The 14,190-nt window shown below is 64.8% G+C and carries 15 protein-coding genes and 1 pseudogene; 10 read left to right on the top strand and 6 right to left on the bottom strand.

The features are described from left to right. Positions 1-2 precede the first annotated feature (2 nt). Genes U5A89_RS00580 through U5A89_RS00565 form a run of 4 tightly spaced genes read left to right on the top strand, consistent with a single transcriptional unit; the run spans position 3 to position 2,801 of the window. Positions 3-863: an isocitrate lyase/PEP mutase family protein gene (locus U5A89_RS00580; RefSeq protein WP_338159284.1), complete on the top strand. Its 861-nt coding sequence runs from the start codon at positions 3-5 to the stop codon at positions 861-863. After that, a complete protein-coding gene (locus tag U5A89_RS00575) occupies positions 863-1,987 on the top strand; it encodes a zinc-binding dehydrogenase (protein WP_338159283.1) in 1,125 nt (374 codons plus the stop codon). Before U5A89_RS00580 ends, U5A89_RS00575 begins: the two co-directional genes overlap by 1 nt. Next, positions 1,984-2,346: an alpha/beta fold hydrolase gene (locus tag U5A89_RS00570; RefSeq protein WP_338159282.1), complete on the top strand. Its 363-nt coding sequence runs from the start codon at positions 1,984-1,986 to the stop codon at positions 2,344-2,346. The genes U5A89_RS00575 and U5A89_RS00570 overlap by 4 nt, the downstream gene beginning before the upstream one ends. Then, complete coding sequence (locus U5A89_RS00565) at positions 2,343-2,801, top strand: hypothetical protein (protein WP_338159281.1); 459 nt, start codon at positions 2,343-2,345, stop codon at positions 2,799-2,801. Before U5A89_RS00570 ends, U5A89_RS00565 begins: the two co-directional genes overlap by 4 nt. Positions 2,802-2,840: 39 nt before the next feature. Here the strand turns inward: U5A89_RS00565 and U5A89_RS00560 are convergent, their stop codons facing one another. Then, positions 2,841-3,134, bottom strand: a complete 294-nt coding sequence (locus tag U5A89_RS00560; RefSeq protein WP_338159280.1) for a DUF1330 domain-containing protein — start codon at positions 3,132-3,134, stop codon at positions 2,841-2,843. Between the two features lie 167 nt (positions 3,135-3,301). Between U5A89_RS00560 and U5A89_RS00555 the strand changes: the two genes are divergently transcribed. Together U5A89_RS00555 and U5A89_RS00550 are read left to right on the top strand one after the other, a co-directional pair. After that, on the top strand, positions 3,302-4,384 hold the full coding sequence (locus U5A89_RS00555) for an LLM class flavin-dependent oxidoreductase (RefSeq protein WP_338159279.1): 1,083 nt from the start codon (positions 3,302-3,304) through the stop codon (positions 4,382-4,384). After that, entirely contained in the window at positions 4,384-5,457 is a 1,074-nt protein-coding gene (locus U5A89_RS00550) for an LLM class flavin-dependent oxidoreductase (RefSeq protein ID WP_338159278.1), read from the top strand. The genes U5A89_RS00555 and U5A89_RS00550 overlap by 1 nt, the downstream gene beginning before the upstream one ends. Here U5A89_RS00550 and U5A89_RS00545 read toward each other — a convergent pair. Together U5A89_RS00545 and U5A89_RS00540 are read right to left on the bottom strand one after the other, a co-directional pair. Continuing rightward, entirely contained in the window at positions 5,454-5,837 is a 384-nt protein-coding gene (locus U5A89_RS00545) for a Cap15 family cyclic dinucleotide receptor domain-containing protein (protein ID WP_338159277.1), read from the bottom strand. The two genes, U5A89_RS00550 and U5A89_RS00545, sit on opposite strands and share 4 nt — an antisense overlap. Then, positions 5,837-6,808 (bottom strand): alpha/beta fold hydrolase, encoded by a 972-nt coding sequence (locus U5A89_RS00540; protein WP_338159276.1) that lies wholly within the window; start codon positions 6,806-6,808, stop codon positions 5,837-5,839. The genes U5A89_RS00545 and U5A89_RS00540 overlap by 1 nt, the downstream gene beginning before the upstream one ends. Positions 6,809-6,969: 161 nt before the next feature. Here U5A89_RS00540 and U5A89_RS00535 point away from each other — a divergent pair, with 161 nt between their 5' ends. Then, positions 6,970-8,349, top strand: coding sequence for an MFS transporter (locus tag U5A89_RS00535; protein ID WP_338159275.1), 1,380 nt, complete (start codon positions 6,970-6,972; stop codon positions 8,347-8,349). Beyond that, positions 8,349-9,029: pseudogene (locus U5A89_RS00530) on the top strand (transporter substrate-binding domain-containing protein); the annotation flags it as partial. The gene U5A89_RS00535 and the pseudogene U5A89_RS00530, both read left to right, overlap by 1 nt. Positions 9,030-9,087: 58 nt before the next feature. On the opposite strand, the gene U5A89_RS00525 reads toward U5A89_RS00530, so the two are convergent. The 3 genes from U5A89_RS00525 to U5A89_RS00515 all read right to left on the bottom strand — a co-directional run bounded on the left by U5A89_RS00525 (position 9,088) and on the right by U5A89_RS00515 (position 12,480). Further along, on the bottom strand, positions 9,088-10,524 hold the full coding sequence (locus tag U5A89_RS00525; protein ID WP_338159274.1) for a flavin monoamine oxidase family protein: 1,437 nt from the start codon (positions 10,522-10,524) through the stop codon (positions 9,088-9,090). A gap of 93 nt (positions 10,525-10,617) precedes the next feature. Next, positions 10,618-11,637 (bottom strand): zinc-dependent alcohol dehydrogenase family protein, encoded by a 1,020-nt coding sequence (locus U5A89_RS00520; protein ID WP_338159273.1) that lies wholly within the window; start codon positions 11,635-11,637, stop codon positions 10,618-10,620. A gap of 114 nt (positions 11,638-11,751) precedes the next feature. Further along, positions 11,752-12,480: a GntR family transcriptional regulator gene (locus U5A89_RS00515; RefSeq protein ID WP_338159272.1), complete on the bottom strand. Its 729-nt coding sequence runs from the start codon at positions 12,478-12,480 to the stop codon at positions 11,752-11,754. A 195-nt stretch (positions 12,481-12,675) separates the two neighbouring features. Between U5A89_RS00515 and U5A89_RS00510 the strand changes: the two genes are divergently transcribed. Together U5A89_RS00510 and U5A89_RS00505 are read left to right on the top strand one after the other, a co-directional pair. Then, a complete protein-coding gene (locus tag U5A89_RS00510; protein ID WP_338159271.1) occupies positions 12,676-13,512 on the top strand; it encodes an alpha/beta fold hydrolase in 837 nt (278 codons plus the stop codon). Beyond that, a complete protein-coding gene (locus tag U5A89_RS00505) occupies positions 13,506-14,159 on the top strand; it encodes a hypothetical protein (protein ID WP_338159270.1) in 654 nt (217 codons plus the stop codon). The genes U5A89_RS00510 and U5A89_RS00505 overlap by 7 nt, the downstream gene beginning before the upstream one ends. The last annotated feature ends 31 nt before the right edge of the window (positions 14,160-14,190 follow it).

Genomic DNA, 14,190 nt, shown 5'->3' with positions numbered 1-14,190 from the left:
TAATGGCCGATTCCCGTTTGCGTGAGAAACTTGCCGAAAAGCGGTTCTTCGTGGTCCCCGGCGTGCAGGACATGATCGCCGCCGTCACCGCCGACCGCGTCGGTTTCGACGTGATCTACGGCACCGGCTATTGGCTGACCGCTTCGGCCTATGGCCTGCCCGACGCCGGGATCGTCGGCTATTCCGAGATGGTCGATCGCATGGCGACGGTGAAGCGCACGTCCAAGGCCGCGCTGATCGCCGACGCCGACACTGGCTATGGCGGGCTGCTCAACGTCCATCACACGGTCAAGGGTTATGAAGCGGCGGGCATTTCCGCGATCCAGATCGAGGATCAGGAATTTCCCAAGAAATGCGGCCACACCCCCTATAAGCGCGTCGTCTCGATGGAGGACATGGCGGAAAAGGTGAAGGTCGCGGTGGACGCGCGCGAGGATATGCTCGTTATCGCCCGCACCGACGCGCGCCAGTCCGAAGGACTTGACGGCACGCTCCGCCGCCTCGAAGCCTATGCCAAGGCGGGTGCGGACGTGCTGTTCCCCGAAGCGTTGCAGAGCGAGGAGGAAATGCATCTGGTCTGCAACGCCTTCGACCTGCCGGTGATGGCCAATATGTCCAATGGCGGCCTGACCCCGCCCTTGCCCGGCAACGTCCTGTCCGACATCGGCTTCGCCTTCGCCATCTATCCTTCGCTGACCAGCCTGGTGGCGGTGACGGCGATGGAAAAGGCGCTGACGCGGTTGAAGAATGAAGGCATCGGCGAACCTGACGCCTCGGAACTGTTCGACTTCAAGACATTCTGCTCGATGATCGGGTTCGAAGATGTCTGGGCGTTCGACAAGAAATGGGGGCAGGCAGGCTGATGCGCATCACCGCCGCCGTTCTGGACCGTTCGGGCGACAATGCGCGCCCCTATGGCGACACGCCGCCGCTGCGCATCGCCGAACTGGAGCTGGACGCCCCGCGCCCCGGCGAATTGCTGGTGCGGGTCGATGCGGCAGGCCTGTGCCATTCGGATCTGTCGGTGGTGAATGGCGATCGCCCGCGTCCCATGCCGATGGCGCTGGGCCATGAAGCGACCGGTATCGTGGAAGCGACCGGCACGCCGGACGACAGCGGCTTTGCCGTGGGCGACCGGGTCGTGCTCGCCTTCCTGCCGTCCTGTGGCGAATGCGTGCGCTGCCGATCGGGCGAACCCTATATGTGCGGCGTGGGCGCGGCGGCCAATGGCGAGGGGCGACTGCTGAACGGCGGCCGTCGCCTGCACGATCATGGCGCGGAGGTGCATCATCATCTGGGCTGCTCGGCCTTCGCCACCCATGCGGTGGTCGATCGCCGATCGGCCGTGAAGATAGACCGCGACATTCCACCCGAAATCGCCGCTCTGTTCGGCTGCGCCGTCCTGACCGGGGCGGGGGCGGTGATGAACTCCGCGCAGCTGCGTCCGGGCGAGACGGTCTTGGTCTATGGCCTGGGTGGCGTCGGCCTGTCGGCGCTGTTGGCGGCCCGCGCCAGCGGCGCAGCGACCATCCTTGCCGTCGATCCTTCGGCGGAAAAGCGCGCCATTGCAGAGGAGCTGGGCGCGCAGGCTGCCGCTCCCGAAGATGTGGCGGCGCTGCTGACCGCTCTCTTCCCCGATGGCGGGCCGGATGTGGTGATCGAAACGGTGGGCAAGGCCGTGGTGCTCAAGGCCGCCTGGAACGCCGTCCGCCGTGGCGGTCGCGTCGTGACGGTCGGCCTGCCCAATCCCAAGGAGATATTCGACATCCCCGCCATTTCGCCAGTGGCCGACGGCAAGACGCTGATCGGCAGCTATATGGGATCGTCCGTCCCCGCGCGTGACATCCCCCGCTACATCGCCCTGTGGCGCGCAGGCCGCCTGCCGGTCGAAAAGCTGCTGACATCGGTCAGCCCCTTGAGCGACATCAACAGCCTGCTCGACACGCTGGCCGATGGGCAGGCTATCCGCCAGGTGATGGTGCCATGAGCGTGGCGATGCGCCGTGGCTATGCCGATGGCCGGTTCGGCCAGATTCATTATCAGGCCGCGACCGGAGAGGGCCGCCCGCTGGTGCTGCTGCATCAGGCGATCATGACGTCCGATCAATTTTCGAACGTGTTCGCGCCTCTCGCCGCCCACGGCCTGCGCCCGATCGCGATCGATCTGCCCGGCTTTGGCATGTCCGACGCACCAGCGACGCCGCCGACGATCGCGGATTATGCGAGCAGCGTCGTGCCCGTCCTCGATGCGCTCGGCATCGCCCGCGCGGCGGTGGGGGGCATCATACCGGCGGCCTGGTTTCGACCGAAGTCGCGCTGGCGCATCCCGCCCGGATCGACGCGGTGATTCTGCATGGCGTGATGATCATGGGCGACGAGGCGCGCGAAGCGCTGACCGCCGACATCGTCGCACGGGAAAAGGCGTTCCGGCCCTTGCCGGGCGCGGCGCATATGGTCGAGATCGCCCGCATCCGCGATCATCTGTCCGATGGCGAGCTGGGACCGGAACGGATCAGCGACTATGTGTGCCAGGCGATGATGGCGTGGGATCGCGGCGCTTACTGGTATGGCCACGCCGCCGCCTTCGTCTATCGCCATGAAGAACCACTGGGCCGCATCACCCAGCCGGGACTGATCCTGACCAACACTGGCGACATGATGCACCAGTCGGCGCTGGCCGCCCACGCCCTGCGCCCCGATTTCGCCTATGCGGAGATTGAGGGCGGCGGCATCGATATCTGCGACCAGAAGCCGCAGGCATGGGCGGACGCGATCGCCACTTTCCTGAAGTCGCTAGACTGAGCCAGCGGAGGGGCCGCCATCGCGGCCCCTCCACTCTATTCAGGCCGGATCGACCAGCAGGCGGGTGATCACCGTGCCCGCGCCCTCGCGCAGTTTCGCGCCCGCCAGATATTCGGGCGACTTGGCATAGCCGCGGGCCGCTTCGGCGGTCGGGAAGCGCGCCACGACGATGCGTTCCTCGGCATCGATGTCGCCTTCCAAGATTTCCGCCACCTTGCCACGGACGACATATTCGCCGCCATGCGCTTCGGACAGGCCGGCAATAGCTTTGACATATTCGCCGAACTTGGCGGGGTCGTCGATGCGGACGGTGGCGACGATATAGGCGGCCATACTGTGCTCCTTTTGGAATGATGTGCCCTGGAGCCTAATCCGCCATTCCGCCGCCATGCCCCCTTCGTCGCGCGCGACCGTCAGGCGGATAGTGGAGCGACGAACCCTTTGCGTACCGGTGGCATGGCTATCTTTTTTCCGAACAATCCGGACAGGAGAGCCGCATCATGCCCGTCGAAATCAATGGCCTGCTCAATCATAATCTGGGTAGCGAACTCGTGCCGACGCCCATGTCGCATTTCGACATGGACGCCATCGCCAAACAGGCGCGCCTGCATGACGAGGGCGGCTATGACCGGGTGCTGATCGCCAATGCCGCGACCATGCCCGACAATATCAGCATCGCCGCCTATGTTGCCGGGATCACGGAGCGGCTGGGCGTCATGCTGGCGCACCGGCCCGGCTTCATCGCGCCGACCATGGGTGCGCGCCTGCTCGCGACGCTGGATCATCTGCTGGAAGGACGACTGGCCGTCCATATCATCAGCGCGGCGAGCGATATCGAAACGCAGGCCGATGGCGATTTCCTGACCAAGGAAGAACGCTATGCCCGCAGCGGCGAATATATCGCCATCCTGCGCGCCATTTGGGGCAGCGATGCGCCGATCGATCATGACGGCGCCTTCTATCGCTTCCGCGCCGGGTTCGCCGAAGTGAAGCCGCTGCAAAAGGCAGGCGTTCAGGTCTATTTCGGCGGCATGTCGCCCGCCGCGCTCAGCGTCGGCGGCCAATATGCCGACACCTTCGCCACCTTGAGCGATACGGTGGAGGGCATGACGCAGGTTGTAAAAACCGTGCGTGCCGCCGCCGCGCCATATGATCGCGATCCCGCCTTCCTCATGTCGATCCGCCTGATCGTCGCCGATAGTGAGGCGGAAGCCTGGGCGCGTGCGGACATGGTGCGCGAACAGATCATCGCCGCCTCGCCGCGCCTGGCGCAGAATGTCGTCGCGGCCAAGGCGGACGGGTTCCAGCGCACCGCCGAACTCGCCGCGCGCGGCGATCGGCTCGAAAAATGCTTCTGGAACGGTATCAACCAGCTGCGTGGCGGGCAGAGCAACAGCGGCACGCTGGTTGGCGATCCCGACCAAATCGTCGATGCGCTGCTGGACTATTATGATGCGGGGGTCGCAAAATTCATCCTGCGCGGTTTCGAGCCGGTGGACGACACGGTGCGCATCGGTCGCGACGTGATCCCGCTGTTGCGCGCGCGCGTGGCCGAACGCGACGCGGCAAAGGCGGCCGCCTGATGCCGTGCGAGATTGTCGGCCTGCACTATTTTGCCGATTCGTCGGAAGTGCATCCCAAGCGCGGTGTATTCGACCCCGCCTTCCTGCGCGATTATGCCATCGCCCATGAAGAGGCCGGGTTCGATCGCATCCTGATCGGCCAGACTGCGACATGGCCCGACGGGCTGGCGACCGCCGCCCATGTCGCCGCCGTCACCAGTCGCCTGAAATTCATGATCGCCCATCGCCCCGGCTTCGTCGCGCCGACCATGGCCGCGCGCATGTTCGCCACGCTCGACCGGATCAGCAATGGCCGCGTGGGCGTCCATATCATTACCGGCGCGAGCGACATCGAAACGCAATGCGACGGCGATTTCCTGACCAAGGACGAACGCTATCGCCGCAGCCGCAATTATGTCGACATATTGCGCGCGATCTGGACCAGCGAAAAACCGATCGACCATGACTGCCCGCATTATCGCTTCAACGGCGGCTATGCCGACGTGAAGCCGGTGCAGGACGCCATCCCGATATTCTGGGGCGGCGCGTCGGACCTCGCCATCGCGCTGGGCGCGCAATGCGCCGATGTCTATGCCGTCGGTCCCGGTACGCTGGCGCAGACGGGCGCGCTCGTCTCCCGTTTTAAGGCGGAGGCAGCCAGCCACGGCCGCGACCCTGGCATCTCCATGTCGATGCGCATCATCGTCGGCGATACCGAAGAGGCCGCCTGGGCCAAGGCCGCGCAAGTGCTGGAGGCCGTGACGGGCGTGCAGGCTGGCGGCATGAAATTGGGCCGCGAAAAGGAAGCGGGCGATCCCGGCACCCGCGATGCGCTGGCGCTAGCGAGATTGGGCGCGCGCGTGGATGAGCGCCTGTGGACCGGCATCACGCAGGCGACGCAGGGCCGTCTACACGCCACCGCGCTGGTCGGCACGGCGGAGCAGGTCACGCAGTCGCTGATGGCCTATTACGACATCGGCGTCGATCGCTTCCTGCTGAACGGCTTTTATACGATCGAAGACGTGCGGCTATTCGGGAAAGCGCTGATCCCGATGATCCGCGCCGCCGTCGCCGATCGCGATGCCCGGGTTTAATCCCGGGCGGCGCGGGTCAGTGCCAGTTTCCCGAACGTATAGCGGCTGTTGTAATTGAGATAATGGCCCTGCGCGCTCTGGCCGTCCGGTTCGAAGACATAGCGCACCAGCCCGAAGAAATCATGGTTCGCCGTCGCCTCATGGGCAGGGTCGGCGACATAGTCGTAGAGCAATGTCGATCGCCCGTCCGGCATCGCGCGCAGCTGCGCGCCGGTGCTGACGGCGCGGGATGACTTGCCGCCCTCCGAATCGACGGTCACCTGAACCCTGTCGCCGTCCTCCGGATCGATCCGCACCCGCGCTGCCCAATCGTAAAGCACAGACCCGTCCTGGTTGAGCGCCTGCGCGGTCAGCACCCATTGCCCGTAAATATCGGTCATTATTGCGCCCCTCCATGAACCTTGGTCAAAAAGGCGTCCAGGTCGTCGCCGGTTTTGCCGGGCAGCTCGATCATCGGATAATGGCTAACGTCAGGATAGTGGATCAGCGTCACCGGCGCGTTGCTGAACTGTGCGACCGCCTTGTCCGCGAGCGGCGCGGCCAGCACGGGATCGCGGTCGCCCCATTGCAGCAGTACCGGCACCTTGATCGACGCGGCTTCCTTGCCCGCGCCCTTGGACCAGACGGCCTTCTTGTTGGCCTCATAATATTCCCGGACGCGCGCAAAGCCGCCGGGGATATTGTTGGTCTCATAATACCAGTCGACCACTGCGGGCTTCAGTCGCGACGGCTCGCCATACAGGCTGGCCATGACCGACTTATAATAGAATTTGGGATAATAGTTGGGCACCAGCGTTTCGTGGGTCCAGATCATCGCCTGTTCCCAGCGGGAAAATTCCGTCGGTGGCGGCGCGGCCAAGGGCAGGGTGGACAGCGCCAGCGCCTTGACCCGATCGGGATGCGCGGCCGCATAGAGCACCGACAATGTCGCGCCGCTCGAACTGCCGATCAGCGTGAACTGCCCTAATTTCTCCTGATCCACGAAGCGCTCGACCAGCTTGACCACGCCCTGCATCCCGGTGGACGGCTTGGGATCGACGCTCAGGCCATAGGGCGGCCAGTCCAATCGGATCACCCGATAGCGGCCTTTGAACCGGTCGGCATAGGCGTCCCAGATGCGCAGGTTGCTCATCGAACTGTGCAGCATCAGCAGCACCGGGCCTTTGCCCTCATCCCGCACATGCAATAGCACGTCGCCGACCTTGACGAATTTGGATGGTGGCGTCGCCTGTTTGGCCTTCACCGTCTCATAGCTCGGGTTCCACAGGCCTAGCCGCATCGATCCCAGAAACAGCGCCAATATCAACAGCAGCGCGCCCAATCCCAGGCCCGTCCATCGCAAGATCTTCATGCCGTGCTCCCCATGTCGTGATGGGTTGAGACTATGGCGCGAACCGGGCGGGGCGACCGGCCCTGCGTCTCTCCCCGCTTGCCGGATAAATATGACGCCGCGCGTGGCGGCTCGCGTCGCTGTGCCAGCCTGATCGCCAAGCGAATTAGCGGGAGACAGGCATGAGCGGGGCATTACAACAGGGCGGCGGAGCACAATCGTCGGCGGCCAAGCCGAACTGGTCCCTGCGCTTCGGCTTCATCCTGATCCCGATCAGCCATTCGGCGGGCATGAACATCATCACCCTGCTCGCCTTCCGCTTCCTGACCGATAATCTGGCGATTTCGGCGGGCGCTGCGGGCATCATGTTCGCGCTGGTCAAAATCTATGACGGCCTGCTCGACCCGGCGCTGGGCGCGTGGAGTGACAATGCGCGCACTCGCTGGGGCCGTCGGCTGCCTTTCCTGTTCGCGGGCGGCATATTGATGCCGCTGGGCATCGCTATGGTGTTCAACACGCCCGATTTCGGATCGGTCATCGCCGCCCAGATCTTCGTCACCATCGCCCTGATGCTGCACGCCAGCGCCTATACCGCGCTCACCATTCCCAGCATCGCGATGCTGGTGGAGGGGTCGGACGATTATAACGAGCGCACCACGCTGATGGCCTATCGCGTGTTCGGCAATTCGCTGGGCGTCGTGATCGGCTCCACGCTTCCGGCGGTGCTGCTGGGTTATTGGGGTGCGACGCGGACCGGCCATGCTTGGATGTCGCTGGTGGTGGCGGGCATCACGCTGGTCGGCGGGATGGCGGGCATCTGGCTGCTACGCAACGCCCCCCGCACGCAGCCGGAGGACGGCCCGCGCAAACGCTACAGCTTTGTCGATCAGGCCAAGCTCGCCTGGGCCAACCGCCCGTTCCGCATCCTCGCCATCGCGCATATCTTCGTGCTGTTCGGCACCGCCATCACCTCGATCGGCAGCGCCTATTTCAGCAAATATGTGCTGCTGCTGCCCGATGGCTGGCTCGGCACCTATTATATGATCGCCACCGTCGGTTCGGTGGGATCGATGCCGATCTGGGTTCGAGTTTCCAAACGCATGGGCAAGAAATGGGCCTATATCGCTGCGATGACGATGTTCGGCGCTTTGCATCTAGCCTGGTTCACCGCGTTGCCGGGCGAGGCGGACTGGCTGCTGTTCCTGCGCGCCATCACCATCGGCATGTCGTCGGGCGGGGTTATCCTGTGCGCCTATTCGATGATGTCGGACGCAATGCGCTACGACTATATCCAGACCGGCCTGCGGCGGGAGGGCGCGTTTGCAGGCTTTACTACCCTGTTCGACAAATTGTCGGCGGCGGCGGGCATCGCCATCATGGGCGCGTTCTTGAGCGGCATGGGCTATGTCGCTTCCACCACCGGCACGGTGCAGCAGCCGCCCAGCGCGATCATGGCGATCTATATCTGCCTCGCCGTCGTGCCAGCCCTGGCGATGGTCTGCGCGATCCTGGCGCTGACCCGCTATGATCTGGACGAATCGATGCTGGTCGAACCGGCCTGATGCGCACGCTGGTTGCGGCGGTGCTGGCAGTCTTGCCGCCCACCGCCGCCGGGGCGCAGGACGATGTGATCCGGTTCGGCCTGACCGGCGATTATCCGCCTTACGCGCTGCGGGGGACGGATGGCATCTGGACCGGCGCGGATGTGGTCACGGCACGCCGGGTGGCCGCCCGCCTGGGCAAACGCGCGATGTTCGTGCCGACCAGTTGGCAGGCCTTGTCGACGGATTTGCGGGCCGGCCGCTTCGATGTGGTGATTGGCGGTCTGACCGTCACGCCGGATCGCGCGGCGGTCGGCACCTATTCGCTTGTCCTGACGGATGATGGTAAAAGGCCATTGGCGCGCTGTGCCGAACGGCGGGCCTATGCCGACCTGCAAGCTATCGAGCGTCCGGGCGTGCGGGTGCAGATCAATCGCGGTCCGGCTATCGCCGCGCTAGCGAAACAATGGTTCAGGCAGGCCAGCGTCATCGTCAATCCTGATGATGACGAAGACCTGCCAAAGGCGCTGCTGGACGGACGGGCCGATGTCTGGATCACCGATGGCGTGGTCGTCGATCATATGGCGCGGCGGTATCGCGGCCGACTATGTGCGACCACGCGGACAGCCTTCACCCATCAGGCCAAGGCGTGGCTGATCCGATCGGACCCGGCCTTGGTCCAGTCCATCAATGCCGCGTTGCGCCAGGAGAAAGGGGTGGGAACGGGCTTTGCGCGCCGTTCCCTGACCCGGCAGTCCGTCAGGCCGACAGGATTTCCAGCACCGCCCGTTCGGACGATTCCAGTGCGCCTTCCAGCCCTCGATTGCTGGTCGCGGTATGTTCGCCGCAGAAATAGAGGCGGCCCGCAGGCGTGGCCATCGTCTGGCCGAAACTGCTGACCTGACCGGGCGAGAAATAGGCCCAGTCGCCGCCATTGAACGGCTCCAGCCCCCAACTGTGGAAGGCTGCGCCGGTCACCAGCCCCTTGGACGCCGGGCGCACGCGCGCCAGTTCCTCGACCACGAGTTTCAGCACCGCGTCCTTGCCCAGCCGATCCCAATATTGCGCCAGCCGCCCGCGTGCAAAGAGGCTGAGGCCCGTCACTTCGGATACGGTCTGTCCATAGCGTTGCGCCAGCACTGTGCCCATCGGCCCGTCGGTCCACATCGACACCGGCAGCTGATCCTTTTCCCAATAGGGTTCGCGCACGGTCAGGAAGGCGATCGACAGCGGCTGGTAGGGCAGGGTCATGACCGCCTGCGCCTGCGCACCGGTCAAGGCCGGGGTCAGGTTGATATTGCGCAGGGTCGAGAAGGGCAGGGTGGAAAGCACCTTGCCGCCCTTGTAACTGCTGCCGTCGCGGCAGGTGACGGTCGCGCCGCCGGGGCCGCTTTCGATGCCGATGACTTCCTTGCCGCGCAGCAGGTCGCCCTTCACCATCTTCGCCATCGCGTCGGTCAGCTGCTGGTTGCCGCCCTTCACCGCAAAGCTCTTCGCGCTGCCGGCCATCTGGTCCTTGGTCCAGCCGAAGTTGAAGTCATAATTGACGGCGGCGGAATCATAGGCGTTGGTGCCCGCATAGGGCGCAGTGTCGAACACCAGCCGGATCGCCGCATCGTCCAGCCCCTGCGCCGCCAGATAGGCCTGCACCGAAATATCCTGCGCCGGTGCGACCCGAATCCACTCGTTCCAATCGGGCAGGTGAGGCGACTTCATGAACAAGGAAGGCAACACCTCCCACGGCATCATGCCCTTCATCGCAGCGGGCAGGGGATTGCGCGGCGAGGCCGTCCATTGTTCGCGCGTGAAATTTTCGCCGTTCAGCACCAGTTGCTGCCGGGGATCGACCATGTAGCGCGGCGCGACATCGACCAGTTCGACGCCCGCGCGCTGCGCGGCGTCGATGCCCCGGCCATAGCCTGCGGCCATGGAATTGAACCCCATTTCGGGATAGCCCGGCTGATCCATCAGCGTCAGCACCCGGCCGCCTACGCGTTGCCGTGCTTCCAGCACCAGCACCTTGGCCCCCTGCTGCTCGAGCAGATAGGCAGCGTTCAAGCCGGAAATCCCCGCGCCCAAAATGATGACATCGGGGTCGGACGGCCCGGCGGCCTTCTTGACGGCTGCGCCAAGCGGTGAGGATGCCAGCCCCATCAGCGCGGCCCCGGCAATGATGTCACGACGATTGATCTGCATGGCTAACCCCTTCGTTCCCGATCCGCCCTGTGCGTGCGATCATGGCGCAAGGGGCGAGGGCATGACAGCCCCCTTGCGCATCGATTGCTGCGATCAGCCGACCTTGATCAGCACCTTGCCGACATGTGCGCCGCTGTGCAGATATTCGTAAGCTGCGCGCGCCTCTTCGAACGGGAAGGTGCGGTCGATTACCGGCTGAATATTATTGGCTTCCACCGCGCGCACCAGGCGCGCCAGCATCGCCCGGCTGCCTTCGGCAATGCCCTTGAGCACCAGATTCTTGGCGATGATCGTGCCATAATTGGCGAGACCTTCGCCGCTGGCCCCAGCCAAGGCACCGATGATGACGATGCGGCCATTGGCGGCCGCCGCGGTAATCGATTGGCTCAGCGTCGCCTGGCCACCGGTTTCCACCACGATGTCCGCGCCCTTGCCGCCCGTCGCCTTGGCGACTTCGGCCGCCCAGTCGGGCGTGGTACGATAGTTGATCAATATGTCCGCGCCCAGCGCCTTGGCCAGCGCCAGCTTGTCGTCGCTGGACGAAGTGATGACGACGCGCGCGCCATTCGCCTTGGCGATCTGCAGCGCGGCGATCGACACGCCCCCGGTGCCCAGCGCCAGCACGGTGTCGCCTGCCTTCACCTTGCCCACTTCGACCACTGCATGCCAGGCGGTCAGCCCGGCGGACGCCAGCGGCGCGACCTGCTCGTCGCTCAGCGCCGCAGGGACGGGGATCAGCGCGGCGGCAGGCACCTTGACCTGTTCCGCGAGCCAGCCGTCATGGGTGATGCCCAGATCATTGCCGAAGGCGGCGGGAGAGAAATCGCCGTCGATCCAGGTCACGAAATGCGCAAACACCGCGCGGTCGCCGACCTTCACCGACGTGACGCCTTCGCCCACCGACACGACTTCGCCTACGCCTTCGGACACGGGAATGCGGTCTTCGGGGCGCAGCGCGCCATAGCGGCCCTGCAGCACCAGCATGTCGCGATGGTTGAGGCACACCAGCTTCACCTTCAGGATCGCTTCGCCCGGACCTGCGACGGGATCGGGCCGCGTGGTGGCGGTCAGGGAGTTGAGGCCGGTCTGCGATCCGATCTGATAGGCTTTCACGTCTGTCTCCTGACATATGAGGATTTGCGACAGGGCAAACCCCTTGATGACGCGTCAGGCAAAGGCTCACCCGATCTTGATCGCAGAGCGAGCAGGCAGCCCATCGGTGCGCGCCTATTTGTGGGAGAGTTCGAGCCGGACATGGAAGCGATCCGACCGATAATGGGCAAAGGTCAGCAGGATCGGCGCGCCGCTCAGGTCATGGCTGGTGCGGGTGACGCGCAACAGGGCGGCGGGCGGTTCGACCTCTAGGGCACGAGCCATGGTCGTGTCGGCCAGTATCGCACCGATCGTCTGCTCGGCTGTTTCCACCTTATGCCCGGCTTGTTCCAGCAGGCGCAGCATCGGCGTCGTCGCCAGCCTGTCGACCGTCACGACATCGGCGAAGCGAGCGGGGACATAGCTTAATATATAGCCGAGCGGCGTATCATCGAGCGATCGCAGGCGGACCGCGCGGACCACCTGTTCTCCGGGCGCCAGTCCCAGCGCTTCGGCCACGCTGGCGGGCGCCGTTTCCTGCGCGACGTCCAGCACCGTGACGCGGGTATTGTCGCCCAGCGCCAGCAGCGAATCGAGCGCCTGGTCGATATTGGCCTCGATCGGGCGGGCCGGGGCGTGGAAGGTGACGGTCGTGCCGATGCGGCGGCGGCGCACAACATAATCCTGGCGCGCCAGATCGTCGAGGACGCGACGGGCGGTGATGCGCGACACCGCGAACAGGGTCGACAATTCCTGTTCGGTCGGCATCAGGCTGCCATGCGGGCGCTGGCCGCTCATGATCTCGTCGCGCAGTTGCAGATAAATCTGGTGGTAGAGCGGCATGGCCGCAGCGCGATCGACCAAGTCGGTCCCTTTCCCTTCGTCCGGTGCGTTTCGCCCTAGAAGCAATATGGCGTCCGCTCAACGCCCTCTTGCCCGGCGACGCGCCGGAAAGATCGTCTGCCGGTCAGTCTGCGCATTGCGCAACCATAGCGGTCCCCGCCCGCGATTCTGATCGTACACAAACGCGCGAATCGCTGCAGGGGAGAACGACACATAATGACGATCCGGCGTGCCTTCCTCGACCTGCCAGACGGGCAGATCCATTATCGGCAGGCGGGTGAGGGTGCGCCGTTGCTGTTGCTGCACCCCTCGCCCGGCAGTTCGCGCCAGATGACTGGGATGATGGACGCGTTAAAGGGCGCGTTTCATGTGATCGCGCCGGATACCGCAGGCAATGGCGACAGTACGCCGCTGGGCATCGATCAGCCGACCATTGCCGATTATGCCGCGCGCCTGCCGCTGCTGCTCGATGCGCTGGGTCTGGATCGCGTCGCGGTCTATGGTTCGCACACCGGCGCGGCGATCGCCTGCGACCTGGCGATCCTGCATCCCGACCGCGTCAGCCATGTGCTGATCGACGGGATCGGCCTATGGTCGGGGGAAGAGCAGGCCGAATTGCTGTCGCGCTATGCCCATCCCTTCACGCCCGACAGCGATGGCGCCTATCTGATGCGCGCCTTCCAATTCTGTCGCGACCAATATCTCTTCTACCCCTGGTATGACCGCAGCCGCGCCGCGCGCCGCGATGCCGGGCTGCGACCTGCAGATGAATTCCACGCCTGGCTAGTCGAGGTGCTGAAGGCGGCGGAAACCTATCATCTGGCCTATCATGCTGCCTTTTCCTGGGACGCGGCCGGTCGGCTGCCCCTCGTGCCTTGTCCCACGCTGTTGATGGCGGCGCAGGACGATCCCTTGTTCGATGCGACGCGCACCGCCCAACCCCTGCTGCCCGACGGGCGGTTCGTGCCGCTTTCGCGCTTCGACGCGCCGGGTTTTTCAGGCGAGCGCGCCGCGGCCATCACGCAATTTCTGAAGGATAGTCTTCCGTGCTGATCACCTTGTTGACGCTTTTCCATATATTGATCCTCGTCTATTGGCTGGGCGGCGATCTGGGCGCTTTCTATGGGTCCAGCTTCATGGTCGATCCCAAGCGATCGGCGGCCGAGCGGCTGATGGCGCTCAAGATCCTCAACAATATCGACATGGCGCCGCGCAGCATGTTGATCCTGGCGTTTCCGACCGGGCTGGCGCTGGCATGGGCGAAAGGGTGGCTGACGCTACCCGGCTGGGTGCCTGCGGTGGTGGCGCTGGCGAGCCTAGCATGGCTGGCGCTCGCCTGGGCCGTCCACCTCAACCATGGCGGCGGCGCAGGCATCAAGCGGGTGGACATGGCGATCCGCTATATCGTTCTCGTCGCGCTGTACGGCGTCGGCCTTGCCGGGGTTGCGCAGGTGATCGAGATGCCGTTTTTTATCGCGCTCAAAATGATCGTGCTGGCGACCTGCATCACTCTTGGCCTGGTAGTGCGCCGTCAGTTGGTGCCGCTGTTCCCCGCCATCCGGGAAATGATCGCGACTGGTCCCACGCCGCAGACGGACGCGACGATCGCCCAGGTCAACGGCCGGGCGCGCATATCGGTGGTCAGCTTGTGGCTGTTGCTGCTGGTCGCCGCCTGGCTGGGCATCGCCACACCGGTCTGAGGCGGACCCGCGCCCACTATCGGGCGCGGGT

It is taken from the genome of Sphingobium sp. HWE2-09, assembly GCF_035989265.1.
Classification (GTDB): Bacteria; Pseudomonadota; Alphaproteobacteria; order Sphingomonadales; family Sphingomonadaceae; genus Sphingobium.
This window is presented reverse-complemented; position numbering and strand designations above follow the sequence as displayed.

Bases quoted from the DNA above. Each gene is read 5' to 3' on its own strand.
- U5A89_RS00545 (WP_338159277.1), bottom strand. From the start codon at position 5,837: ATGACCGATATTTACGGGCAATGGGTGCTGACCGCGCAGGCGCTCAAC.
- U5A89_RS00560 (WP_338159280.1), bottom strand. From the start codon at position 3,134: ATGGCCGCCTATATCGTCGCCACCGTCCGCATCGACGACCCCGCCAAG.
- U5A89_RS00525 (WP_338159274.1), bottom strand. From the start codon at position 10,524: ATGCAGATCAATCGTCGTGACATCATTGCCGGGGCCGCGCTGATGGGG.
- U5A89_RS00575 (WP_338159283.1), top strand. From the start codon at position 863: ATGCGCATCACCGCCGCCGTTCTGGACCGTTCGGGCGACAATGCGCGC.
- U5A89_RS00540 (WP_338159276.1), bottom strand. From the start codon at position 6,808: ATGAAGATCTTGCGATGGACGGGCCTGGGATTGGGCGCGCTGCTGTTG.
- U5A89_RS00580 (WP_338159284.1), top strand. From the start codon at position 3: ATGGCCGATTCCCGTTTGCGTGAGAAACTTGCCGAAAAGCGGTTCTTC.
- U5A89_RS00555 (WP_338159279.1), top strand. From the start codon at position 3,302: ATGCCCGTCGAAATCAATGGCCTGCTCAATCATAATCTGGGTAGCGAA.
- U5A89_RS00535 (WP_338159275.1), top strand. From the start codon at position 6,970: ATGAGCGGGGCATTACAACAGGGCGGCGGAGCACAATCGTCGGCGGCC.
- U5A89_RS00510 (WP_338159271.1), top strand. From the start codon at position 12,676: ATGACGATCCGGCGTGCCTTCCTCGACCTGCCAGACGGGCAGATCCAT.
- U5A89_RS00570 (WP_338159282.1), top strand. From the start codon at position 1,984: ATGAGCGTGGCGATGCGCCGTGGCTATGCCGATGGCCGGTTCGGCCAG.
- U5A89_RS00550 (WP_338159278.1), top strand. From the start codon at position 4,384: ATGCCGTGCGAGATTGTCGGCCTGCACTATTTTGCCGATTCGTCGGAA.